Here is a 23,068-nt window from a genome sequence, read left to right on the forward strand (position 1 = left end):
GAACTGCCAGAAGGCACCGAAATGGTAATGCCTGGTGACAACGTGAACCTGACTGTTGAGCTGATCGCTCCGATCGCCATGGACGAAGGCCTCCGCTTCGCAATCCGCGAAGGTGGCCGTACCGTTGGCGCCGGCGTTGTAGCTAAAATCATCGCGTAATTTAATCACGGCGCCGGGCCTTGTTCCGGCGCCACTGTTAAGGTGTTAGATCAATGGAAGCGCAAAATATTCGCATCCGCCTGAAGGCTTTTGACCACCGTGTGCTTGACCAAGCAACCGGTGAAATCGCCAACACGGCTAAGCGTACGGGCGCCATGGTTCGCGGGCCTATCCCGATGCCAACCAGGATCGAAAAATTCACGGTACTGCGTGGCCCACACGTAAACAAAAAGTCTCGTGAACAATTCGAAATGCGTACCCACAAACGCTTGCTCGACATTGTCGACCCAACTCCACAGACCGTAGACGCGCTGATGAAGCTCGACCTCGCTGCTGGCGTTGATGTTGAAATCAAACTGCAAGGATAAGACCCATGCGTACTGGTTTGATTGCAAAAAAGCTTGGTATGACTCGCGTATTTAACGACGCCGGTCACCACGTGCCTGTAACTGTCCTGCAGCTCGACGGCTGTCAGGTTGTTGCCCAGCGCACGATTGAGAAAGACGGTTACACCGCTCTGCAACTTGGTGCGGGTTCCCGTAAAGTAAAGAACGTTTCGAAGGCACAGCGTGGCCACTTCGCGAAAGCAGAAGTTGAGCCAAAAGCGAAACTCGCTGAGTTCCGTGTTGCCGCTGATGCGCTCGTTGAAGTTGGTGCTGAACTGACTGCAGATCACTTCCTGGTAGGCCAGCGCGTTGACGTTGTTGGCACGTCCAAGGGTAAGGGTTTTGCTGGTGCGATGAAGCGTCACAACTTCGGCGGTCTGCGTGCCTCCCACGGTGTATCCATCTCCCACCGTTCACACGGTTCCACGGGTCAGTGTCAAGACCCAGGCCGCGTGTTCAAGGGCAAGAAGATGGCTGGTCACCTTGGTGATGTCCGCAAAACTGTGCAGAGCCTTGAAATTGTTGAAACGCGGGTTGATGAAGGCCTCATCCTCGTTAAAGGCGGTATCCCTGGTTCCAAAGAGGGCTGGGTACTGATCTCTGACGCTGCGAAGAAGGCTGCTCCGGAAGGTCTGCCGATGCCGGCTGCATTCCGCGCCCCTGCGAAAGCAGAAGCTCCTGCTGCTGAGGCTCCGGCTGAAGCACCAGCAGAAGCGCCTGCAGAAGCTAACGAGGAATAAGCGTCATGAAGACGAACGTCCTTACATTAGACGCCAAGAAAGCCGGCGACATCGAACTCGATGAGGCTATCTTCGGTGTGACTGCACGTGCAGACATCCTGCACCGTGTGGTGAACTGGCAGCTTGCCAAGCGCCGGGCCGGTACTCACGCTGTGAAGTTCCGTTCCGACATCGCTCGCACTGGTAAAAAGTGGGGCCGCCAAAAAGGTGGTGGTACCGCTCGTCACGGCGACCGTCGCTCCAACATCTTCATCGGTGGTGGTCGCGCTTTCGGTCCTGTTGTGCGCGATCATGGCTTCGATCTGCCGAAAAAAATCCGCAAGCTCGGCCTCAAATCGGCTCTGTCCGCTAAACAAGCAGACGGCAAGCTGATCGTGGTTGATGTTGCTGAACTGAAGGAAGGCAAGACGAAAGAACTGGCAGCCAAGCTCGAGAAGCTCGGCCTTGCTAATGCTCTGTTCGTTGACGGTGCTGAAGTGAATGAAAACTTCAAGCGCGCCGTTGCCAACATTCCGAATGTTGATGTGCTGCCAAGCCAAGGTGCGAACGTGTACGACATCCTGCGTCGTGACACGCTGGTTCTCACCAAAGCTGCAGTCGCCAAACTCGAGGAGAGGCTCAAATGAGCATGGTCAAGCATTATGACGTGATCAAGAGCCCTGTAATCACCGAAAAGGCGACTCTCGGCTCTGAAAACAACCAAGTAACCTTCAAGGTTGCGATCGATGCTACTAAGCCAGAGATCAAAGCCGCTGTCGAAGCTCTCTTCGACGTGAAGGTGAAGAAGGTCAATACGCTGCGCCAAGAAGGCAAGGTAAAACGTTTCCGTGGTGTAACCGGCAAGCGCGCCGAATACAAAAAAGCCATGGTAACGCTTGCTGAAGGTAACAGTATTGACGTGACAACGGGGGTTTAACCGATGGCACTCAAGCAATATAAACCGGTGACCCCGGGCCAGCGTGGCCTCGTTCTTGTTGACCGTGACGGTCTGCACAAGGGCAAGCCTGTAAAAGCGCTGACCGAAGGTCTCACCAAATCCGGTGGCCGCAACAACAAAGGCCGCATCACTGCCCGTCGCATTGGTGGTGGTCACAAGCGCTCTTACCGGATCATCGACTTCAAACGGACGAAATGGGACGTTCCAGCAACTGTTGAGCGTCTTGAATACGATCCTAACCGGACCGCATTTATCGCCCTGATCAAATATGAAGATGGTGAACTGTCTTACATCATCGCGCCACAGCGCCTCGCCCCTGGCGACACTGTGATTGCCGGTGACAAAGTAGACGTGAAACCAGGCAACGTGATGCCGCTCGCCAACATGCCAATCGGTACCATCATCCACAATGTGGAGATGAAGAAAGGCAAAGGCGGCCAGATCGCTCGTTCCGCTGGTGCATATGCCCAGCTGATCGGTCGTGACCGCGGTTACGCACAGCTCCGTCTGTCTTCGGGTGAAGTACGCGTGGTACGCGGCGAGTGTGTCGCAACCGTTGGCGCTGTATCCAACCCTGATAATCAAAACACGAAGCTCGCTAAAGCGGGCCGGAACCGTTGGTTGGGCAAACGCCCAAGCGTTCGTGGTGTTGCCATGAACCCGGTTGATCACCCACATGGTGGTGGTGAAGGCCGTACTTCCGGTGGTCGTCACCCAGTGACGCCATGGGGTAAACCAACGAAAGGTAAGAAGACTCGGTCTAACAAAGAGACTGACAAGCTTATCATCCGGTCGCGCCACGAGCGCAAGAAACGCTAAGGAGTCCTGAATATGGCACGCTCTGTATGGAAAGGCCCTTTCGTTGACATGCACCTTCTCAAGAAGGTGGAAGGCGCCCTGGAAAGCGGCAAAACGGCTGCAGTAATTCAGACCTGGTCTCGCCGGTCTACAATTCTGCCGAACTTCGTTGGCCTGACCTTCAATGTCTACAATGGGCAAAAGTTCATTCCGGTTTATGTGACCGAAGACATGGTTGGTCACAAGCTGGGTGAATTCGCTCCAACGCGGACCTACTACGGTCACGCTGCGGACAAGAAAGCGAAGAGGAAATAACTGTGGGTAAGCAATCTGCAAAACGCCGTTTGGCGGATAACGAAGCAGTAGCAACCGCTACAATGCTTCGCGGCTCGCCACAGAAACTCAACCTCGTGGCGCAGTCAATTCGTGGTATGAAAGTGGAAAAAGCTCTGGCAAGCCTGAGCTTCAACCGCCGCCGCACCGCGATCGACGTAAAGAAAGTTCTGCAGTCTGCAATCGCAAACGCAGAAAACAACCACAACCTGGATGTGGACAGCCTCGTTGTTGCTGAAGCAACTGTGGGCAAGGCACTGACGATGAAGCGTTTCCGTGCCCGTGCTCGTGGTCGCGTAGGCAAGATCGTTAAGCCGTTCAGCCGCCTGCGCATCGTTGTGCGCGAAGTAGAGGAGACTGCATAATGGGTCAGAAAGTAAGCCCTGTTGGTCTGCGCCTGGGTGTGAACCGCACCTGGGATTCGCGCTGGTACGCCGAAGGCGAAGAATACGGCTCGATGCTGCATGAAGACCTGAAAATCCGTGAGTTCGTAACCAAAGAACTGTCGCAAGCCGGCATTTCCAAAGTTGTGATCGAGCGTCCGGCGAAAAAATGCCGCGTGACCATCTACTCGGCTCGTCCGGGTGTGATCATCGGTAAAAAAGGCGCCGACATTGAGAAGCTCCGCCGCAAGGTAGCCAACTTCACATCTGCTGAAGTGAGCCTGAACATTGTCGAAGTCCGCAAGCCGGAAATTGATGCGAAACTGATCGCCGACAACATTGCACAACAGCTGGAGCGTCGTGTTGCGTTCCGTCGTGCGATGAAGCGTGCGGTACAAAGCGCAATTCGTCTTGGTGCCGGTGGTATCCGGATCAACTGTGCCGGCCGTCTTGGCGGTGCAGAGATCGCACGGACCGAATGGTACCGCGAAGGCCGCGTGCCGCTGCACACTCTGCGTGCTGACATCGACTACGGTGTAGCTGAAGCCCTGACTGCCTACGGCATCTGCGGCATCAAAGTATGGGTGTACAAAGGCGACATCATGGAACACGACCCGATGGCTCATGAACGCCGTGCTAACGAAGTTCAAAGCCAAGGAGGCCCGTCCCGCCGCTAGGCTGGGACGGCTAGAGTAGGAGCGACAAGCGATGTTGCAACCGAAGCGTACTAAGTTCCGCAAAATGCACAAAGGCCGTATCCACGGCTCTGCCCCAGGCGGAACGTCATTGAACTTTGGTCAGTTTGGTCTCAAAGCGACCACTCCTGGCCGTGTAACGGCTCGTCAAATCGAGGCAGCCCGCCGTGCCATGAACCGCCACATGAAGCGTTCTGGTAAAGTCTGGATCCGTATCTTCCCTGATACTCCAGTAACGGCTAAGCCTGCCGAGGTTCGGATGGGTAAAGGTAAAGGCTCTGTCGATCGTTGGGTGGCCAAGGTTAAACCTGGTCGCATCATGTTCGAGATCGACGGCGTCTCTGAAGAACTGGCCCGCGGTGCATTTGAGCGCGCAGCTGCAAAGCTCGCTGTTCAGACTCGCATCGTGGAACGGATGCATTAAGAGCTAACGGAGAAAAATGATGAAGGCAGCTGATCTTCGCCAAAAGTCGCAAGACGAGCTCCGTAAAGAGCTCGAAGACCTGAAAAAAGAGCAGCTTAATCTGCGCTTTCAGGCGGCGTCTGGCCAACTCGAAAACACGGCTCGCGTACGCGAGATCCGTCGCGACGTAGCCCGGATCAAGACGATCCTGGGCCAGTCGGCTGAGGCGTAAGGAGTAAACCCATGCCAAAGCGTATTTTGCAAGGAACTGTGGTAAGCAACAAGGGCGACAAAACCGTTGTTGTAAAAGTAGAACGTCGGATTAAGCATCCTTTGCTTGACAAAATTATTCGACGCTCTAAGAAGTACCACGCTCACGATGAGAGCAACGAAATTCAGGTTGGGGAGACAGTCCGCATTGAGGAGTGTCGTCCTATTTCGAAACTGAAGACCTGGCGTGTAGTAGGTGGTGAGGCTTAGGCCTCACCTTCTTGCTATTCGTCGGCAATAACAAAGGGTGTAACCCATGATTCAGATGCAAACCAACCTCGACGTGGCCGATAACTCCGGGGCCAAGAGGGTGCAGTGCATTAAAGTGCTTGGTGGTTCCAAGCGCAAAACCGCTGGAGTAGGCGACATTATTGTCGTCTCCGTAAAGGAAGCGATCCCACGGGGTCGTGTTAAGAAAGGTGACGTGCATCGCGCCGTCATCGTTCGTACTGCTAAAGAAGTTCGCCGTAACGATGGCACTGCCATCCGTTTCGACCGCAACGCAGCAGTACTTGTAAACAAGAACCATGAGCCGATCGGTACCCGTATTTTTGGCCCGGTCGTGCGTGAACTGCGTGCAAAGAAGCATATGAAAATCATCTCGCTTGCACCGGAGGTACTCTAAATGGCCGCGAAACTTAAAAAAGGTGACAAGGTCGTTGTGATTGCCGGTAAAGACAAAGGCAAGCGCGGCGAAATCACGTCCGTTCTCCCTAAAGAAGGTCGTGCATTTGTTTCGGGTGTAAACCTGATCAAGAAGCACAATCGTCCTACTCAGGCGAGTGCAGGCGGTATTGAGACGAAAGAAGCGGCTATTCAGCTCTCCAATCTGATGATTGAAGATCCGAAAGACGGCGCTCCTTCTCGTGTTGGTTTCAAAGTTCTCGAAGACGGTCGCAAGGTTCGCTTTGCGAAGAAGTCCGGGGAGGTGATCGATGGCTAAAGCAACTAAGGCAATGCCACGTCTTCGTACAATGTATGAAGAAAAAGTACGTGCTTCCCTGCAGGAGCAGTTCGGCTACAAAAACCCGATGCAGGTTCCAAAGCTCGACAAAGTTGTCATCAACGTAGGTGTTGGTGAAGCTGTTGCCGACAAGAAAAAGATCGACAAGGTTGTTGACGAGATCACAGCCATCGCTGGTCAGAAGCCTGTTGTTACGAAAGCTCGCAAGTCCATCGCAGGTTTCAAACTGCGTGAAGGCATGCCTCTTGGCGTGAAAGTGACTCTGCGTAGCGAACGTATGTACGAGTTTCTTGATCGTCTGATCACCATTGCAATGCCACGTATTCGTGACTTCCAGGGCGTAAACCCGAAGTCTTTCGACGGCCGCGGCAACTACGCAATGGGCCTGAAGGAACAAATCGTCTTCCCAGAAGTTGACTACGACAAAGTAGATCAGGTTCGCGGGATGGACATTATCATCTGCACCACGGCTCAAAACGATGAGGAAGCGCGTGCGCTTCTCGCCGGTTTTGACATGCCGTTTAAGAAATAACGGCAGCCGAAGGAGGGTTTTGATATGGCTAAGAAAAGTGCCATGAACAAGAACGCACGGCGGGAAAAGCTGGTAGAGAAGTATGCTGCCAAGCGCGCTGAGCTTAAGGCTAAAGTCTATGACAAGAGCCTGGGCGAAGACGAGCGCTGGCTTGCTGCACTCCAGCTCGCTAAACTGCCACGTAACGGCGCTAAGACGCGTCTTCGCAATCGTTGCGAAGTAACGGGTCGCCCACGTGGTTACTACCGTAAATTCAAGATGTCCCGTATCGCGCTGCGTGAGCTTGGCTCCGCTGCGAAGATCCCGGGCGTCGTTAAATCCAGTTGGTAAGGGGATAGGCTCATGTCGATGACAGATCCGATCGGCGATATGCTGACCCGTATCCGCAACGGTCTGCAAGCTCGCAAATCCGTTGTATCCACGCCAGCCTCCAAGACGCGTCAGCGCATCTTGGACGTGCTTCAGCGTGAAGGTTACATTCGCGGCTACTCGCGTGAAGAAGGTGAAGGCAACAAAGCCTCCATCTCCATCGAGCTCAAGTATCACGAAGGCGAACCGGTTATCCGCACGATCAATCGTGTGTCCAAACCAGGTCGTCGCGTCTATAGCTCAGTTCGTGACTTGCCACGTGTTCACAACGGCCTTGGTATTTCGATCGTTTCCACACCGAAAGGTGTGCTTTCCGACGCTGAAGCGCGGGAAAGCAATGTGGGCGGCGAAATTCTTTGCACCGTATTCTAAGGAAGGGAAGAAGACATGTCCCGTATCGGTAAAAAGCCAGTGGCGATCCCGTCCGGCGTGACCGTTTCCTTGAACGGCGCGGACCTGACGGTTAAAGGCCCTAAAGGCGAACTCGCAATGACTTTCGTTCCTGAGGTAATCGTTGCCCAGAACGACGACGGCATCGCAGTAACGCCAGTTAACGAAACCAAGCGTGCTCGCTCCATGTGGGGTATGCAGCGCACGATGGTTGCCAACATGATCGAAGGTGTAACCGACGGCTTCACCAAGAAGCTTGAGATCACCGGTGTTGGTTACCGTGCTGCTATGAAGGGTTCTGCCCTTAACCTGCAGCTTGGCTACAGCCACGATATTGATTTCCCGGTTCCAGCAGGCATCAAGATTGAGACGCCTGATCAGACCACGATCATTATCTCCGGCATCGACAAACAACAAGTCGGTGAAACTGCAGCCAAGATTCGCGAATTCCGTAAGCCTGAGCCATACAAAGGCAAGGGTATCAAGTACGCAGGCGAATATATCTTCCGCAAGGAAGGTAAGAAGAAGTAATGGGTGGCACGAATGGCTTCTAATAATACATTTGAACGGCGCCGCCAGCGCAACCGCACCGCGCTTAAGAAGCGCGCAGGCGGTCGGCCGCGTCTTTCTATTCACCGTACTAACCAGCATATCTATGCGCAGATTATCGACGATGTGAAAGGTGCAACTCTTGCAGCTGCCTCCACCGTTGAGAAGGACCTGCGTGAAGATTCGTCCAAGAATATCGAGGGCGCTTCCAAAGTTGGTAAGTTGATTGCCGAGCGAGCCAAAGCTGCGGGCGTCAAATCAGTGGTCTTCGACCGTGGTGGTTTCATCTACCATGGCCGTGTGAAGGCTCTTGCTGAGGCGGCGCGCGAAGGCGGCTTGGAATTCTAAGAAAAGTATAGAAAGGAAATCCAATGGCACGCCCAGAACGCAATCGCGAAGAAAGCGAACTGATTGAGAAATTGGTTCACATTAACCGCGTAGCCAAAGTTGTTAAAGGTGGTCGTCGGTTTGGTTTCGCCGCTCTCGTAGTGGTTGGTGACCAACGTGGCCGTGTAGGTTTCGGTAATGGTAAGGCCCGTGAGGTTCCTGAAGCCATCCGGAAGGCAACTGAAGCTGCTAAGAAAAACATGATCCGTGTACCGCTGCGCGAAGGCCGCACGCTGCACCACGACATCAAGGGCCGTTGGGGCGCTGGTCGGGTACTGCTGCGTACTGCTCAAGCTGGTACGGGTATCATCGCAGGTGGTCCGATGCGCGCAGTGTTTGAAGCACTCGGCGTACAGGACGTGGTAACTAAATCGCAGGGCTCTTCGAACCCGTACAACATGGTACGCGCTACGATCGATGCTCTGACGAAGCAGAACTCGCCACGTCAGGTCGCAGCGGCCCGCGGCAAGAAGGTAGCTGACATCGTAGCTCGTCGTGGCGACATCAAAGTCGTTGACGGTGCTGATGACGCTGCTGACGAAGCTCAAGCGGAGTAATGATCAATGGCTGCGAAGAAAAAGACTATTAAAGTTACCCAGATTGGTAGCCCAATCCGCCGCCAAGCTGACCAGCGCCAGACGCTGGTGGGCCTGGGTCTTAATAAAATGCACAAAACGCGTGAGCTCGAGGATACTCCTGCTGTACGCGGCATGATCAACAAGGTGCACCACCTGGTGCGCGTTGAAGATTAAGCCGGCGCGTTCGGAGAAGACTGATGAAAATCAACGAACTTCGTGACAACCCAGGCGCTCGCAAATCTGCAACGCGTGTGGGTCGTGGTATCGGTTCCGGCAAAGGTAAAACCGCCGGTTCTGGTCACAAAGGCCAAAAAGCCCGGTCTGGTGTAGCTATCAACGGCTTCGAAGGCGGTCAGATGCCAATCTACCGTCGTCTGCCGAAGCGTGGCTTCACCAGCATGAACCGGAAAGACTTCCAGATTCTCAACCTCGGCCGTCTGCAGAAGGCGATCGACGACAAGAAACTGGACGCCAAGAAGCCAATCACTGTCGAAACCCTGGTGGAAGCCGGTGTTGTTGGCAAGGTTATCGACGGCGTACGTCTGCTGGCTAAAGGCGAACTGAAAGCCAAGGTCGACATCACAGTAACTGGCGCATCCAAAGGTGCGGTAGAAGCTGTTGAAAAGGCTGGCGGCAAGGTTACCGTCGCTTAAAGCAAAAGCGTAGGCCGAGATATAAAAACAGATCAAGGGGCTTGGAGTATTTATGGCATCCGCTGCGGAACAATTGGCGTCCAATATTAGTTTGGCATCAATCGGCAAAGCCGAAGAGCTTAAAAAACGAATTTGGTTCGCCCTGGGTGCACTTATTGTGTACCGACTGTGTAGCTATATCCCCCTTCCAGGGTTGGATTCCGATGCAGTAGCAAATATGTTCGCGCAGATGGGTAGCGGCATGCTGGATATGGTGAATACCTTCTCCGGCGGCGCACTCCAACGCACCTCGATCATCATGTTGGGCATTATGCCCTATATCTCGGCCTCCATTATTATGCAGCTCCTCACCACCATGAGCCCGACACTGGCTCAGTGGAAAAAGGAAGGGGAGCAGGGTCGCCGGAAAATCAACCAATATACGCGTTATGGCACTGTGCTGCTGACCGTGGTGCAGGGCTATGCCATTGCAACCGGCCTTGAAAGCCAGCCGGGCGTTGTGGTTGACCCAGGCTTCTTCTTCCGCATGACAACGGTGATCACCCTTGTCGGCGGTACCATGTTCCTGATGTGGCTTGGTGAGCAGATCACCCAGCGCGGCATCGGTAACGGTATTTCCCTGATTATTTTCGCAGGTATCGTGGCGGAACTGCCATCGACCCTTGCACAGGCTTTCGAGCTGAACCGTACGGGCGCTATGTCGCTTGGCATCCTGCTGGCGCTGCTGGTAGGTGCTGCTGCCCTGGTTTGGTTCATCGTTCTCTGTGAACGCGCCCAGCGCCGGATCATCATCCAGTATCCGAAGCGCCAACAGGGCAACCGCGTGTTCCAGGGTGACAAGTCGCACCTGCCAATGAAGCTCAATGTGGCTGGCGTTATCCCGCCGATCTTCGCATCGTCCCTTCTGCTGATGCCTCTGACCGTTGCCAACCTGTATCAGGCTGGCGGCCCAGAGTGGCTGAGCACCGTGACGGCGATCCTCGGCCCGGGCAAGCCGCTCTATATCGCGCTTTACGTGGCAATGATCGTATTCTTCTGCTTCTTCTACACGGCTATTCAGTTCAACCCTGAAGACACGGCCGATAACCTGAAGAAGCACGGCGGCTTCGTGCCGGGCATTCGCCCAGGCAAGCGTACCGCCGAGTATCTTGATTATGTCCTGACGCGCCTGACGGTTATTGGCTCTGCCTACCTGTCCATCGTGTGTGTCATCCCTGAAGTGCTGATCAGCCAGGCGGCCGTACCATTCTATCTTGGTGGTACAAGCCTTCTGATCGTTGTGAATGTGACCATGGACACAGTAAGCCAGATCCATTCGCACCTGATGGCACAGCAGTATGAAGGACTTCTGAAAAAGACACGCCTGAAAGGGGGCCGCCGGTGATTATCATTCTGTTTGGCCCTCCGGGTGCCGGTAAAGGCACGCAGGCTCAGCGGATCGAAAAGTCCCGTGGTCTGGTGCAACTCTCCACCGGCGACATGCTGCGCGCAGCTGTTGCCGCTGGTACCGAAATGGGTAAGGCCGCCAAAGCTGCGATGGACAGCGGCAGCCTTGTAACCGACGAAATCGTAATCGGCATCATCCGTGACCGTATCCAGGAAGAAGACTGCAAGAACGGTTTCATCCTGGATGGCTTCCCGCGCACCGTTGCGCAGGCCGAAGCACTTGATGTGATGCTGGCAGACCAAGGCCTGAACCTTGACGCCGTTATCGAAATGAAAGTCGATGACGAAGCGCTGGTGGACCGGGTGTGCGGACGTTATACCTGCGCCAAATGCGGCGCTGGCTATCATGACACAAACCTGAAGCCGAAGGTGGAAGGTGTGTGTGATGAGTGTGGTAGCACGGAATTCACCCGTCGTAAGGATGACAATCCAGAGACGTTTGGAAGCCGGCTGAAAGCTTATTACGCAGATACGGCGCCTGTGTTGCCATATTATGCTGATAAGGGGACTTTGCAGCAAGTTGATGGCATGGCTGCCATCGATGAAGTTGCTGCACAAATTGACGCAGTCTTGACTGCGTAAAGAAACTGTCACTTGACGGTTGACGAACGGGGGTTAGTTCATATAATCCCCGGCTTCAACACGTCTTGTGATTCGTATGTATAGACGTGAACTTGTTTATTAGGAGAAACGGTCGTGGCGCGTATTGCTGGCGTTAACATTCCGACCAACAAGCGAGTAGAAATCGCTTTGACCTACATTCACGGTATTGGCCGCACCAAGGCCACGGAAATCTGCGAAAAGCTTGGTTTCCCCCGTGAGCGTCGTGTGTCGGAACTGACGGACTCTGAAGTTATTCAGATCCGTGAAATGATCGATACCGATTTCACTGTTGAGGGTGACCTCCGCCGTGAAGTTGCGATGAATATCAAACGGTTGATGGACCTCAAGTCTTATCGTGGTCTCCGTCACCGTGCAAAACTGCCTACACGCGGTCAGCGCACGAGCACAAACGCTCGTACTCGTAAGGGTAAAGCTGTTCCGATTGCAGGTAAGAAGAAGTAATCTCGGGTATCCGCTGTTTAGGACTCCCCATAATTATAGGGTCTGCTAGAGATGGCTAAAGACACTGGGCGCGTTAAGCGCCGTGAGCGGAAAAACATCACCAATGGTGTTGCTCACGTAAATGCATCGTTCAACAACACGATGGTTACAATCACAGACGTACAGGGTAACGCAATCTCCTGGTCGTCTGCAGGTATGATGGGTTTCAAAGGTTCTCGTAAATCGACGCCTTACGCTGCACAGGTTGCTGCAGAAGACGCTGGTAAGAAAGCCCAGGAACATGGCGTTAAATCATTGGAAGTGGAAGTGAAGGGTCCTGGCGCTGGTCGCGAGTCCGCTCTGCGCGCGCTTCAGGCAATTGGCTTCGTTATCACGAGCATTCGTGACGTAACGCCAATTCCACACAATGGTTGCCGTCCACCCAAACGCCGCCGCGTATAACGCACACGAGTTTCGGGTAAAGAGTATTGGCGCGAATCCTTTGGCGCTGAATTTGTAATAACAGCGTCATTCAAAAAGAGGGTTACACCGTGATCCAGAAAAACTGGCAGGAACTGATTAAACCAAATGGCGTTACGATTGAGCCGGGTGCAGACCCGCTTCGTAAAGCCAAAATCGTTGTAGAGCCGCTTGAGCGGGGCTATGGCATGACGCTGGGCAACGGCCTGCGTCGCGTGCTGCTGTCGTCCCTGCAGGGCGGTGCTGTTACAGCGATCCAAATTGAAGGTGTTCTGCACGAATTCTCTTCCGTACCAGGCGTGCGCGAAGACGTGACGGACATCGTTCTCAACATCAAACAGCTTCCCGTTCGCGTTCTGTGCGACGGCTCCAAGCGCCTGCACCTGACCGCTTCCGGCCCAGGTGAGGTGAAAGCCGACGCCATCAGCGAAGTAGCTGACGTTGAGATCCTGGATAAAGACCTTGTTCTGTGTCACCTCGATGAAGGTGCCACGCTGAACATGGAACTGACTGTCTCCTCTGGCAAAGGCTATGTGCCTGCAGACCGCAACCGTCCGGAAGACGCGCCAATTGGCCTTATTCCTGTGGATGCGCTCTACAGCCCAGTGAAGAAAGTAAGCTACAAGGTTGAGAACACCCGTGAGGGCCAGGTTCTCGACTATGACAAACTGTCGATGGAAGTTGAAACAGACGGCACAGTAACGCCTGAAGATGCCCTGGCATTCGCTGCCCGCATCCTGCAGGACCAACTGGCTGTGTTTGTGAACTTCGACGAGCCAGAAGAAGCCACCAAGCCGGAAGAAGACGAAGAACCAGCGTTCAACCGTCAGCTGCTGCGCAAAGTGGACGAACTGGAACTGTCCGTTCGTTCGGCAAACTGCCTCAAGAACGACAACATCGTCTACATTGGCGACCTGGTTCAGAAAACCGAAGCAGAAATGCTCCGCACGCCGAACTTCGGTCGCAAATCGCTCAACGAAATCAAGGAAGTTCTCGCGTCCATGGGCCTGCGCCTCGGCATGGAACTCCCAGCTTGGCCGCCTGAGAATATCGAAGAGCTCGCCAAGAAACTTGAGCAAGAATACTAAGCCTAGGGCACAGGGCCTCTCATCCGAGGGGCCCAAAGCTCTTTTTTAAAACCTCCCACACCAAACGTGGGACACCTGCCGGTACTAGGTAAATTGGTTACCCAAGGCCGGACAGGCAACCAGGAGTAAGACAATGCGTCACGGTAAATCTGGCCGCAAACTCAATCGGACCGCTAGCCACCGTAAGGCTATGTTCATGAACCTCAGCCAAGCGCTGATCAAGCACGAGCAAATCATTACGACTCTGCCAAAGGCAAAAGACCTGGCACCGATCGTTGAGAAGCTGATCACGCTTGCGAAGAAGGGTGGCCTTGCCAACCGTCGTCTGGCGATTGCTCGCCTGCAGGACGAAACGCTGGTTTCCAAAATGTTCGACGAGCTGGCTGACCGCTACAAAGAGCGTAACGGTGGTTACACTCGCGTTCTCAAAGCTGGTTTCCGTCACGGCGACAACGCGCCGATGGCTGTGATCGAGCTGGTTGACCGCAACGAAGACGCCAAAGGCCAGGACAGCGGCCCAACCGCTGACATGGACGAGGCTGAAGACGCGGCATAAGCCAACCGTCAATTCACGATTAGAGAAGGGCGTCCCACCCGGGGCGCCCTTTTTCTATTTTGGCTTCCGCTTCGCAGCAGGCCCCAGCACAAATCAGAATGACTTCCCTCAAAAGTTCTTCCATTTCCCTCTTTGGTTTACTCGCCATTCATCAGCCGTTCAGTTAACGATGGCTATCTGAATAACGCGACTGGCAGCAGCCAGCGCTTTGACACGACAGATATGAGTATATTGGGGGACAATATGACCGACATTATTTTGGACGACACCATCGTTGGTGGCGATGGGGACGACACGGTTTCTGGTGGCCAGGGCAACGATATTATCTCGGCTGGGGCAGGCAATGACCTGGTGATCGGCGATATCGGGCAGGACCGCATCCATGGCGACGACGGCGATGATATCATGGTTGGCGGCCAGTATGCCGCAGCGGACGACAGCTCCGGTGGCCGTATGACCGAAGACACAGGTGAGGATATCCTTTATCTGGTTAGGCCCGCACCAGAAGGACTCGCTGAAAAGCTTTTTGGCGGCGCGGGCGCTGATGTGATCGTTGGCGGCAACTGGTTTGACCGCGATGACGACGGTATCGTCGACTATGAAGAAATCGATGCTGGTAGCGCCAGCCTTGAATACCAGCCAGGCTTTGCTAACCAGCTTTGGGGCGGCGCGGGTGATGATACGCTCTATGGTGCCAATGGCTTCGACACCATGGGAGGCGGCGCCGGCGATGATGTCCTGAGTGGCTTTGGCGGCGTGGACGTCATCTTTGGCGGTGCCGGCAACGACCTGGTCTTCGGCGGTGATGGCGACCCGGAGTATTTCCATCAGTTCGATGGCCCAGGCTCAACCCGCGTGGAAACCCTCTATGGCGGCGAAGGCAATGACACGCTTTGGGGTGAAGGCGGTGTCGATGTGCTTTATGGTGGCAGCGGCAGTGACCTGCTTAATGGCGGTTGCGGCGACGATACGCTTAATGGCGGTTCCGGCAACGACAGTATTTATAGCGGCACTGGCAATGATGTCATCAGCACGGGTTCCGGCTACGACATCGTCTTTTTCGAATTCGACGGCAGCCGCGACACCGTCACAGACTTTGATGTGCAAACTGACACCATCTTCGTGGCGGATGCAGACGAGCTCAGTGACTTCCAAGACGCAATTTCGAACGCTGTCCCGGCTGAAATTGATGGCCAGCAAGGCCTGCTGATTGAAAGCGGGGAGGGCTCGATGTTCCTTGTCGGAGTGAGTGCTACTGATATGCACGCAATCCAGGTCGGCCATTACCTGGACGACTGACCCTTAGCGGTACTATGGCAAGAACTATGGCAAGGGCGGCCTTTTGGTCGCCCTTTTTTATACGCCGACCAGATAGCGGCTTCGGTGCCCCAGCAGCTTGCGGCAGGAAACCAGCCCAAGGGTGCAGGCAAGGGCGGTCACTGTCGTCAGCAGTACATAGCCCAACCAGTCGGCGGTCAATATATCCGCCAGGGCTGTTTGCCCCTGCAGCACAAAGGATAGCGCCTTCAGGGCGTAGCCGTGGACGAAATAGATGCCGAAGCTGTAGGTGCCCAGAGTTTCAATGGGCCGCAGCGGCAGCCCCTTCGGTAGCGTGCCCAAGGCCGTCAGCACCAGTGCAGCAGACATCAGTTTCCAGGCAAAGGCCCAGTGAAGACCAGGCAGGGCACCTGTCAGCAGGAAGGCAAAGGGGATGCTTGTCATTGCAGTCAGCGGTAACCAGTGCTTGCGAATAAGGGGATCGAGCAGGTCATAGTGCCGCCGCATGGCCATGCCCGCAATATAGGCCGGCAACATATAGAGGGCCTTGGATGCAGGCGCCGCCACCAGACCCAGACCGGTCACAAGCTGGAGGCCGTCCCGGCTCATCACCAGGGACCACAGACACAGCGGGATAAGCAGCCAATAGAGAGTTCCCCGTCGCTCCAGTGCCAGCAATCCCGGCCCGATCAGATAGACCAGCGCGATCGCTGGGATAAACCAGAAATGCGCCATATGGCTGCCGGTCAGCAGCATGACCAAAGCCTGCTTCAAGGGCGTCAGGTCGGTCAAGGCAGCCGGTAAATTCTCGGGATACAGGGTCAGCGTCAAGGCCAATGCCGGGACTGAGCAGATCAGATAGGGCATGATGACGTTCTTGAGCTTACTCTTGAAATAGGAACTAGGCGTATGGCGCGGGGCAAGGTGCAGAAAAAGGAAGCCGGCGATGAAGATGAACCACAGCGAGCTTTCACGGATGATAGCCTGGCTGAGTTGGGCGAGGGATGAGCTCTCAGGCCACACCAGCAGGTCATTGGCGTGGGTCGCGACGATGAACAGGATCGCCAAGCCCCGAAACCAATGGACATTTTGAAAGAAGCCCTGGCTCGCAGCCCCCCGTTCAACCTTCCCCATTTTTGCTTCCCTGATGTTGCCCCTCGGTGCCTGATGTTACATGATCCTCGGAGCGCAGCCAAGTGCAGGTCGGTTTTTCCAGCACCAAAACGCGCGAGCGTGTCTCCCTGCAGCGAAGGAGCTTCCCCATGAGTGAAGATGTTATCCTCAAGCAATCTCATATGGTCTACAGCAGCCCATATGTGGGGGTGGAAGACCGTACCTACAGCCACAAGGGCCGCGAATACCGCTATCAAGTTACCACGCTTCCTGAATTTTCAGTCGTCGGCGCTGTTACCAAGGGCGGCAAGATATTGATCGTGCGGCAGTTCAGGCCCGGGCCGGGCCACTTCACCTATGACCTTCCAGCGGGCATGATAGATCCGGGTGACACGCCAGCTGAGACCGCAGCCAAGGAACTGCTGGAAGAAACTGGCTACAGCGGTCGGATTGAGCCTGTCACCACCACCTATGTCACGGCTTATTCAACGGCTAAAAAGCATATCTTCCTGGCGTTTGACTGTGAAAAGGTGGCCGAGCCCGAGGAAGACCCGGGCGTGATCGGCGCGCCGCTTGGCTTGGAAAGGGATGAGTTCAAAGCCCTTCTGCGCTCCGGCGAGATGCTTGACCTTGACGTAGCGCTTATCTTGGCCGCCCGTCTGGGCATTCCGTTTTAGTCAAGAAGAACCAAACCTACATCGCGCTGAGAGGGGAGAGCTGCGGGATTGGCCTTTGTTGCAAATAATAATAAGAATGACTTGCAATTAGAGTTCAGGACTCCTATCGTCCTGCGCACCGCTTGATGCGGAAAAAACAAGAACGCACAGATTTGATAGGAACTAATCCAATGACTTTTAAGCTGATTTCAGCGAGCGCGCTGGCAGCCCTTGTGGCTTGCTCTGGTGCGGCTCAGGCAGACGAAAACCTTCTGGGGCATGTCAAGGGTGCCGAGGTGCTTCCCAAAGGCGCAAGCGACTTATACGCAAAGATCAACTGGCGCTCAGGCAAGGGGTAGGGCGACTATGATGCCGTCGATTATGAAGTGGAATATGAATATGGCGTCTCGAACCGCTTCCAGTTCGGGACTGCCCTCAAGGCGCGTTCGGTCAACACCGAAGGCCTTCTTATCGATGGTTACCTGCCACTTGAAGGCGACTTCGGCCCGAAACTGGCCGGTGTGCAACTGACAGGCAAATATATGTTCCTCAGCCCAGCGCTGGATGACTTCGGTCTCGCGAGCTACGTGGCGCTCGACTATGACTGGGTTGATCCGCATTCCGGACAGGACAAGAATACCCTGAGCCTGGAGCTGGAGTTCATCGGCCAGAAATATTTCCTCGAGGGCCAGTTGATCTGGATGGGTAACCTCTCTGTTGAGGGCACATATTCCGACCGCGGCGCAATTGAAGGCCTGCCTGCGGACTTCGAATGGCCCACTGACCCGGAAATGGAACTTGAGATTACCGCTGGCACCGGCCTTTCCTACCGTTTTGCCCCAAACTGGTATATTGGCGCGGAGCTTGAGTATCAGACCGAGTTTGAAACCGAAGTCGGCCAGGAGCGCTATAGCTGGTTCGGTGGCCCGTCCATTCATTATGGCGGCCAGAAATTCTGGGCGACGCTCACCTACCTGCCACAGATTTCAGGGGGCGGCGAAACCTACGAAGGTCAGCCGGACGGCCTGCATCTTATCGAGAAAACCAAGAATGAGCTTCTTTTCAAGATTGGGTTCAACTTTTAATCAGGCCAGTGGAGCAATCAGATGAGCCGACATATCGGTATTTTGCTGGCCTTGCCAGTTGTGGGGATTAGCCAGTCTGTCTATGCGAAAGACTATCTGTCCGTTGCGCAGGCCCAGGCTGCACTGTTCCCGGGTGCTGACAGCTTCCAGGCCAGCCACCTGAGCCTGTCCAAGGACCAGCGCAAGGCGATCAAGAAGCTTTCTGGTGTTCGCCAGCGCTGGGATGAACAGAAGGTCTGGCGGGCCATGGCAGGCGACCAGACGCTGGGCTGGTTCATTGTCGATGACGTCGTGGGCAAGCATGAATTCATCACCTATGCGGCGGCAATTTCGCCGGATGGCCATGTGCTGGGCGTCGAGGTGATGAGCTACCGTGAAACCCACGGCGATGAGATCATGGAGGCAGACTGGCGCCAGAACCTTGTAGGCAAGAGTCTTGATGACAGGTTCAAGCTGGGTGATGACGTGCCCAACATTTCGGGAGCGACGCTTTCCTGCCGCAATGTCACAGATGGGGTACACCGCCTGTTGGCCCTTGTGGAGGTCATGCTGTCCGATGGCTGAGATATTGCGCACACGGCCCCTTCTTGGGACGTTTGTCGAAATCTCGGCGACGGGAGGCGAAGCTTTGGTCATGGATGCAGTCTCTGCGGCTTTTGCCGTCGTGGAGGCAATCCACAAAAGCCTGAGCTTTCAGTCCCCTGAAAGTGACCTCACGCGGCTCAATCTGGCGGATGGGGCGTGGGCCACCATGCCCCGTGATGCCGTGCGGGTGATACGGCTTGCCCGCGCGATGACGCGGGCATCCGGTGGCCTGTTCAACGCCACCCTTGGCGGCCAGATGGTCGCGCTGGGCATTTTACCGGATCATGGCTTTGCGCCAGCCTGCTCGAGAGGCAGTGCAGACGATATCGAAATCAATGGGAACAGTGTGCGCTTAAGGCGAGGGATTCTGCTCACGCTCGACGGTATTGCCAAGGGCTATGCGGTTGATCGTGCCGTGGCCGTGCTGAAGCGGCATGGCGCGTGGGGCGGCGCAGTTAACGCAGGCGGCGACCTGCGCGTGTTTGGCAATGCCCGCGCGCCCATCAGCATACGGCAGGGCGAAAGCTTTGTGCCTGCGGGTATTTTGGCGGACGGCGCCATTGCCAGTTCAGGCGGCCAGCAGGCAGAAGACGGCCGCTTCCGGGGCAGGATCGTGGGTGACACACTTCCTGCGTTACGGACCATGACGGTGATGGCGGCCCAGGCATGGCGGGCAGATGCACTGACAAAAGTGGCGTGCCTTTCGGCTGGCGATGGCGCGCGTGATCTGATAGGACGCCTTGGCGGACAATTGATTGGGGATGCGCAAGCACAATGAAAGGCTATCCGAAATCGTTTCGGCCCATGCTTTATGGGGTGTCACTCGCCACTTTGGTGACGGGCCTTCTGCTGGTGCCCACGTTTCTGGATATGCGCCTGGAATGGGATGTGCCCTGGCGGCTTGAATTTAGCATGCGCTTGCCGGTTGTGGCTGCCCACGCGCTGGTGGCTTTCTGGCTTCTGATGCTGTTCGGTGCCACATGGACCGTGCATATCCGCCACGGCTGGCGTATTCGGGGAAACCTTGTCTCCGGCTTCACGCTTGTGGGCGGCATGCTCTTGCTGGCCGTGACAGGCGTCGGCATATATTATTTTGGCGACGAGGACCTGAGCTTGCTCTCTAGCGCGGCGCATACGCTTGCCGGTATCATTGCGCCTCTGTTCCTTTTCTATCATATCAGCGTTGGTAAATTCCGCGCACGCGAACACCGTGCAGGTGTGCTCCTGCAGCGAAAAGCTTGAACAACGGCCTTTCTTTGGCCAACTTTTGCGCCAATTCTGCCGCGCAGGGAAGGCATCCTGTCGCCATGGCCCTTGCGAATGGTCACCGGCTCCGCCATATAAAGGCAGGGAAAAATTCAACGACACCGTAACAGTGCCGGATTTGGATCAAAACCGGAAACAAGAGGTATGTTCATGAAGCGCGTTATCACAGCAATCACACTATTGATCGCTGGCATCACAGCAAGCTTTTCCGCCACACAGGCGCAAGACGGGGATGTGGCCCGCATGGTGCCCCAGTCCGATATGCAGGTGAAGCTTTCCTACGCCCCGATCGTGTCGGAAGCGGCACCGGCGGTCGTGAACATCTATACGAAGAAGATCGTGCGGTCGCGCCGGTCTGCCCTGTTTGATGACCCATTGTTCCAGCGCTTCTTTGGCGACCGCTTCAGCTTCGGCGCGCCGCAGGAACGCGTGCAGGGCTCGCTGGGCTCCGGCGTGATCGTGCGGCCAAACGGTGTGATTGTGACCAACAACCACGTGATTGAAGGCGCGGATGAAATTCAGGTGGTGCTGAATGACCGGCGCGAGTTTGACGCCACCATCGTGCTGGCGGACCCGCGCACAGACTTGGCGATCCTGAAGATCGATGCGGGTGATGAGCCGCTTTCAAGCCTGCGCCTCTCGGATTCCGACAATGTTCTGGTGGGTGATATCGTGCTGGCTATCGGCAACCCCTTCGGTGTGGGGCAGACGGTAACGGGTGGTATTGTGTCCGCCACGGCCCGCACGCAGCAGGGCATTTCCGATTTCGGCTTCTTCATCCAGACAGACGCAGCCGTAAACCCCGGTAACTCAGGCGGTGCGCTTGTGGGCATGAACGGTGAGCTTCTGGGCATCAACACAGCCATCTACAGCCGCACAGGCGCCTCAAACGGCATCGGCTTTGCGGTGCCTGCCAATATGGTGAAGTCTGTGCTTAAAGCGGCGCTCAATGAAGGCCAGCTGACCCGGCCATGGCTTGGCGTACGTGGCCAGAATGTCACGGGTGACCTGGCAGCAAGCCTGGGCCTCGACCGGGCGGGCGGCGTGCTGGTGGACGAAGTTTATGAAGGCGGCCCAGCGGCAAATGCAGGAATCCTTCCGGGCGATGTGATCATGGCTATTGACGGCAAGGAAGTCATCGACGAACCGGGCCTGAATTTCCGTATCGCTACGATGGACGCGGGCACAGAGGTGCCGCTTGCTGTCCTGTCCGAAGGCTTTATCCAGCAGCGTAACGCCACACTGGCCCTGCCACCGGAGGACCCCGCGCGCAACGTGACCAAGCTTGATGGCCGTCATCCGTTCCAGGGCGTGACCGTGGGCAATCTGTCGCCCCGCTTCAATGACGAACTGCAGATCGACCCGTTCCTCAAGGGCGTGGTGGTGTTGAAGGTGGATGGCCGCACACCTGCAGCTCGTTACCAGCTTCTGGTGCCGGGCGATATCCTCTTGAAGGTCAACAATGTGGACGTATCCCGCGTGGCTGACCTTGAGGTCGCACTGCCTGAAAACGAAGACCAGTATCTTTACCAGATACTGCGTCGTGGCCGGGTGCAGGAATGCTTGCTGGCGGGGCAGGGCCGGTCTTACCGCTGCCGCGTGGTGCAGTAAGCATGTCGAACCTCTTTGAGCAAGCTGGTCTTGAGACGGGCGCACCGCGTCCGCTCGCTGACCGGCTGCGCCCCAAGGCGCTTGAAGAGGTTGTCGGCCAAAGCCACCTTCTGGGCGATGATGGCGCGCTTGGCCGCATGGTCAAATCGGGCCGGATTTCCAGCCTGATCCTGTGGGGGCCACCGGGCACCGGCAAGACCACCATCGCGCGCCTCCTAGCGAACCATGCCGATCTGGCATTTGAGCAGATATCGGCGATTTTTTCAGGTGTCGCAGACCTCAAAAAGGTATTCGAGGCCGCCAAGGCCCGCCGCATGGGTGGGCGGGGCACGCTTTTGTTCGTGGACGAAATCCACCGCTTCAATCGGTCCCAGCAAGACAGCTTTTTGCCGTATGTTGAAGACGGCACCATTACGTTGATCGGTGCCACCACGGAAAACCCGTCGTTCGAAATCAACGGTGCGCTGCTCTCAAGAATGCAGGTGCTGGTCCTAAACCGGCATGATGATGCGGCTCTGGATGAGCTTCTGGACCGCGCGGAAGCCGAGATGGACGCACCGCTGCCGCTTGACGGTGACGCGCGCCTGCAACTTAAGGCGATGGCAGACGGGGACGGCCGGTTCCTCTTGAACTGCGTGGAAACCCTGTATGATCTGGCTTCCGGCGAAACGCTGGGCCCGAAAGACCTTGCGAAGCTCTTGCAGAAGCGCGCGCCTTCTTATGACAAGGACCGTGACGGGCACTATAATCTGATTTCCGCGTTGCATAAGTCCCTGAGGGGCTCTGACGCTGATGCCGCTCTTTATTGGACCGAACGGATGCTCACGGCGGGCGAGGACCCATTGTATGTCATCCGCCGTCTTGTGCGCTTCGCAAGCGAGGACATCGGCCTTGCGGACCCTGAGGCCATCCATCAGGCGCTGGCAGCGAAGGACGCGTATGAGTTCCTTGGCAGCCCGGAAGGGGAGAGCCAGATCGCACAGGCTGTGATTTATCTGGCAACCGCGCCCAAGTCGAACGCGGCCTACAAGGCGGAAAAGGCGGCCAAGAAAGCGGCCAAGGCCAATGGGAACCTGATGCCGCCGTCGCATATCCTGAACGCACCAACCAAGATGATGAAGGATATGGGTTACGGCGCGGGCTATGCCTATGACCATGACACCGAAGCTGGTGTCTCAGGGCAGGATTATTTCCCCGAAGACATGCCGCGGCAGGAATTCTACCGTCCCGTCGAGCGCGGGTTCGAACGGGAAATCCAGAAACGGCAGGCCTATTTTGCCCGTATCCGCGCCGAATATGCCGCAAAAGCCAAGCCTGACGCGGAAAACGATTAA

At 55.7% G+C, this 23,068-nt stretch carries 36 protein-coding genes and 1 pseudogene; 36 read left to right on the forward strand and 1 reads right to left on the reverse strand.

The window, feature by feature from the left end; all coding sequences use genetic code 11:
* From ACFO5Q_RS18010 to ACFO5Q_RS18150, 29 genes are all read left to right on the forward strand, one after another.
* Positions 1–159, forward strand: a 159-nt coding sequence (locus ACFO5Q_RS18010) for an EF-Tu C-terminal domain-related protein (RefSeq protein WP_452176557.1), incomplete at its 5' end; no start/stop codon positions are given.
* Between the two features lie 53 nt (positions 160–212).
* A complete protein-coding gene (gene rpsJ / locus ACFO5Q_RS18015; RefSeq protein WP_068144725.1) occupies positions 213–527 on the forward strand; it encodes a 30S ribosomal protein S10 in 315 nt (104 codons plus the stop codon).
* 5 nt (positions 528–532) lie between these two features.
* Positions 533–1,285, forward strand: coding sequence for a 50S ribosomal protein L3 (gene rplC / locus ACFO5Q_RS18020; protein ID WP_068144722.1), 753 nt, complete (start codon positions 533–535; stop codon positions 1,283–1,285).
* A 5-nt stretch (positions 1,286–1,290) separates the two neighbouring features.
* A complete protein-coding gene (rplD, locus tag ACFO5Q_RS18025) occupies positions 1,291–1,911 on the forward strand; it encodes a 50S ribosomal protein L4 (protein ID WP_068144717.1) in 621 nt (206 codons plus the stop codon).
* On the forward strand, positions 1,908–2,201 hold the full coding sequence (locus tag ACFO5Q_RS18030; protein WP_068144713.1) for a 50S ribosomal protein L23: 294 nt from the start codon (positions 1,908–1,910) through the stop codon (positions 2,199–2,201). The genes rplD and ACFO5Q_RS18030 overlap by 4 nt, the downstream gene beginning before the upstream one ends.
* Before the next feature lie 3 nt (positions 2,202–2,204).
* Positions 2,205–3,041, forward strand: a complete 837-nt coding sequence (gene rplB / locus ACFO5Q_RS18035; RefSeq protein ID WP_068144710.1) for a 50S ribosomal protein L2 — start codon at positions 2,205–2,207, stop codon at positions 3,039–3,041.
* 12 nt (positions 3,042–3,053) lie between these two features.
* Positions 3,054–3,335, forward strand: coding sequence for a 30S ribosomal protein S19 (gene rpsS, locus ACFO5Q_RS18040; protein ID WP_068144706.1), 282 nt, complete (start codon positions 3,054–3,056; stop codon positions 3,333–3,335).
* Between the two features lie 2 nt (positions 3,336–3,337).
* Positions 3,338–3,718 (forward strand): 50S ribosomal protein L22, encoded by a 381-nt coding sequence (gene rplV / locus ACFO5Q_RS18045; RefSeq protein WP_068144700.1) that lies wholly within the window; start codon positions 3,338–3,340, stop codon positions 3,716–3,718.
* Positions 3,718–4,413, forward strand: coding sequence for a 30S ribosomal protein S3 (gene rpsC, locus ACFO5Q_RS18050; protein WP_068144697.1), 696 nt, complete (start codon positions 3,718–3,720; stop codon positions 4,411–4,413). The genes rplV and rpsC overlap by 1 nt, the downstream gene beginning before the upstream one ends.
* 31 nt (positions 4,414–4,444) lie before the next feature.
* Entirely contained in the window at positions 4,445–4,855 is a 411-nt protein-coding gene (rplP, locus tag ACFO5Q_RS18055) for a 50S ribosomal protein L16 (RefSeq protein WP_068144693.1), read from the forward strand.
* A 19-nt stretch (positions 4,856–4,874) separates the two neighbouring features.
* On the forward strand, positions 4,875–5,066 hold the full coding sequence (rpmC, locus tag ACFO5Q_RS18060) for a 50S ribosomal protein L29 (protein ID WP_068144690.1): 192 nt from the start codon (positions 4,875–4,877) through the stop codon (positions 5,064–5,066).
* A gap of 11 nt (positions 5,067–5,077) precedes the next feature.
* On the forward strand, positions 5,078–5,314 hold the full coding sequence (gene rpsQ / locus ACFO5Q_RS18065; RefSeq protein ID WP_068144687.1) for a 30S ribosomal protein S17: 237 nt from the start codon (positions 5,078–5,080) through the stop codon (positions 5,312–5,314).
* A gap of 46 nt (positions 5,315–5,360) precedes the next feature.
* A complete protein-coding gene (rplN, locus tag ACFO5Q_RS18070; protein ID WP_068307070.1) occupies positions 5,361–5,729 on the forward strand; it encodes a 50S ribosomal protein L14 in 369 nt (122 codons plus the stop codon).
* Positions 5,730–6,047 (forward strand): 50S ribosomal protein L24, encoded by a 318-nt coding sequence (gene rplX, locus ACFO5Q_RS18075; protein ID WP_068144682.1) that lies wholly within the window; start codon positions 5,730–5,732, stop codon positions 6,045–6,047. It abuts the gene before it with no gap.
* The gene (rplE, locus tag ACFO5Q_RS18080) at positions 6,040–6,600 is read left to right on the forward strand and encodes a 50S ribosomal protein L5 (protein ID WP_068144679.1); all 561 of its coding nucleotides are present in this window, start codon (positions 6,040–6,042) and stop codon (positions 6,598–6,600) included. Before rplX ends, rplE begins: the two co-directional genes overlap by 8 nt.
* A gap of 24 nt (positions 6,601–6,624) precedes the next feature.
* Positions 6,625–6,930: a 30S ribosomal protein S14 gene (gene rpsN / locus ACFO5Q_RS18085; RefSeq protein ID WP_068144676.1), complete on the forward strand. Its 306-nt coding sequence runs from the start codon at positions 6,625–6,627 to the stop codon at positions 6,928–6,930.
* A gap of 12 nt (positions 6,931–6,942) precedes the next feature.
* The gene (gene rpsH / locus ACFO5Q_RS18090; RefSeq protein WP_068144671.1) at positions 6,943–7,341 is read left to right on the forward strand and encodes a 30S ribosomal protein S8; all 399 of its coding nucleotides are present in this window, start codon (positions 6,943–6,945) and stop codon (positions 7,339–7,341) included.
* Between the two features lie 15 nt (positions 7,342–7,356).
* A complete protein-coding gene (rplF, locus tag ACFO5Q_RS18095) occupies positions 7,357–7,890 on the forward strand; it encodes a 50S ribosomal protein L6 (protein WP_068144667.1) in 534 nt (177 codons plus the stop codon).
* A 12-nt stretch (positions 7,891–7,902) separates the two neighbouring features.
* Complete coding sequence (gene rplR, locus ACFO5Q_RS18100; RefSeq protein ID WP_068144664.1) at positions 7,903–8,256, forward strand: 50S ribosomal protein L18; 354 nt, start codon at positions 7,903–7,905, stop codon at positions 8,254–8,256.
* A gap of 23 nt (positions 8,257–8,279) precedes the next feature.
* Positions 8,280–8,852, forward strand: coding sequence for a 30S ribosomal protein S5 (gene rpsE, locus ACFO5Q_RS18105; protein ID WP_068144662.1), 573 nt, complete (start codon positions 8,280–8,282; stop codon positions 8,850–8,852).
* A gap of 6 nt (positions 8,853–8,858) precedes the next feature.
* A complete protein-coding gene (gene rpmD, locus ACFO5Q_RS18110) occupies positions 8,859–9,047 on the forward strand; it encodes a 50S ribosomal protein L30 (protein ID WP_068144658.1) in 189 nt (62 codons plus the stop codon).
* A 23-nt stretch (positions 9,048–9,070) separates the two neighbouring features.
* A complete protein-coding gene (rplO, locus tag ACFO5Q_RS18115; RefSeq protein ID WP_068144652.1) occupies positions 9,071–9,526 on the forward strand; it encodes a 50S ribosomal protein L15 in 456 nt (151 codons plus the stop codon).
* A gap of 52 nt (positions 9,527–9,578) precedes the next feature.
* Complete coding sequence (gene secY, locus ACFO5Q_RS18120; protein ID WP_068144649.1) at positions 9,579–10,910, forward strand: preprotein translocase subunit SecY; 1,332 nt, start codon at positions 9,579–9,581, stop codon at positions 10,908–10,910.
* Positions 10,907–11,554, forward strand: a complete 648-nt coding sequence (locus ACFO5Q_RS18125; RefSeq protein ID WP_068144647.1) for an adenylate kinase — start codon at positions 10,907–10,909, stop codon at positions 11,552–11,554. The genes secY and ACFO5Q_RS18125 overlap by 4 nt, the downstream gene beginning before the upstream one ends.
* A 114-nt stretch (positions 11,555–11,668) precedes the next feature.
* Positions 11,669–12,037, forward strand: a complete 369-nt coding sequence (gene rpsM, locus ACFO5Q_RS18130; protein ID WP_068144644.1) for a 30S ribosomal protein S13 — start codon at positions 11,669–11,671, stop codon at positions 12,035–12,037.
* 51 nt (positions 12,038–12,088) lie between these two features.
* A complete protein-coding gene (gene rpsK, locus ACFO5Q_RS18135; RefSeq protein ID WP_068144641.1) occupies positions 12,089–12,478 on the forward strand; it encodes a 30S ribosomal protein S11 in 390 nt (129 codons plus the stop codon).
* Positions 12,479–12,567: 89 nt separating this feature from the next.
* Complete coding sequence (locus ACFO5Q_RS18140; RefSeq protein WP_068144638.1) at positions 12,568–13,584, forward strand: DNA-directed RNA polymerase subunit alpha; 1,017 nt, start codon at positions 12,568–12,570, stop codon at positions 13,582–13,584.
* A gap of 133 nt (positions 13,585–13,717) precedes the next feature.
* Positions 13,718–14,140 (forward strand): 50S ribosomal protein L17, encoded by a 423-nt coding sequence (rplQ, locus tag ACFO5Q_RS18145; RefSeq protein WP_068144636.1) that lies wholly within the window; start codon positions 13,718–13,720, stop codon positions 14,138–14,140.
* A gap of 243 nt (positions 14,141–14,383) precedes the next feature.
* A complete protein-coding gene (locus ACFO5Q_RS18150; protein ID WP_068144632.1) occupies positions 14,384–15,439 on the forward strand; it encodes a calcium-binding protein in 1,056 nt (351 codons plus the stop codon).
* A 57-nt stretch (positions 15,440–15,496) separates the two neighbouring features.
* On the opposite strand, the gene ACFO5Q_RS18155 is transcribed toward ACFO5Q_RS18150, so the two are convergent.
* Positions 15,497–16,552: an acyltransferase family protein gene (locus ACFO5Q_RS18155; RefSeq protein WP_068144631.1), complete on the reverse strand. Its 1,056-nt coding sequence runs from the start codon at positions 16,550–16,552 to the stop codon at positions 15,497–15,499.
* 128 nt (positions 16,553–16,680) lie between these two features.
* On the opposite strand from ACFO5Q_RS18155, the gene ACFO5Q_RS18160 reads away from it, so the two are divergent.
* From ACFO5Q_RS18160 to ACFO5Q_RS18190, 7 genes and pseudogenes are all read left to right on the forward strand, one after another.
* Positions 16,681–17,208, forward strand: coding sequence for an NUDIX hydrolase (locus ACFO5Q_RS18160; RefSeq protein WP_068144629.1), 528 nt, complete (start codon positions 16,681–16,683; stop codon positions 17,206–17,208).
* 170 nt (positions 17,209–17,378) lie between these two features.
* Positions 17,379–18,272, forward strand: a pseudogene (locus tag ACFO5Q_RS18165) (DUF6662 family protein).
* Positions 18,273–18,293: 21 nt separating this feature from the next.
* Positions 18,294–18,836 carry an FMN-binding protein gene (locus ACFO5Q_RS18170; RefSeq protein ID WP_068144627.1) on the forward strand — a complete coding sequence of 181 codons (543 nt, stop codon included), beginning with the start codon at positions 18,294–18,296 and terminating at the stop codon, positions 18,834–18,836.
* Positions 18,829–19,635 (forward strand): FAD:protein FMN transferase, encoded by an 807-nt coding sequence (locus ACFO5Q_RS18175; protein ID WP_068144623.1) that lies wholly within the window; start codon positions 18,829–18,831, stop codon positions 19,633–19,635. The genes ACFO5Q_RS18170 and ACFO5Q_RS18175 overlap by 8 nt, the downstream gene beginning before the upstream one ends.
* Positions 19,632–20,099 carry a hypothetical protein gene (locus ACFO5Q_RS18180; protein WP_068144621.1) on the forward strand — a complete coding sequence of 156 codons (468 nt, stop codon included), beginning with the start codon at positions 19,632–19,634 and terminating at the stop codon, positions 20,097–20,099. The genes ACFO5Q_RS18175 and ACFO5Q_RS18180 overlap by 4 nt, the downstream gene beginning before the upstream one ends.
* Positions 20,100–20,273: 174 nt before the next feature.
* Complete coding sequence (locus ACFO5Q_RS18185; RefSeq protein ID WP_068144765.1) at positions 20,274–21,734, forward strand: DegQ family serine endoprotease; 1,461 nt, start codon at positions 20,274–20,276, stop codon at positions 21,732–21,734.
* Positions 21,735–21,736: 2 nt separating this feature from the next.
* Entirely contained in the window at positions 21,737–23,068 is a 1,332-nt protein-coding gene (locus ACFO5Q_RS18190; RefSeq protein WP_068144617.1) for a replication-associated recombination protein A, read from the forward strand.

The organism is Kordiimonas lipolytica (genome assembly GCF_042651265.1).
Taxonomy (GTDB): Bacteria; Pseudomonadota; Alphaproteobacteria; order Sphingomonadales; family Kordiimonadaceae; genus Kordiimonas; species Kordiimonas lipolytica.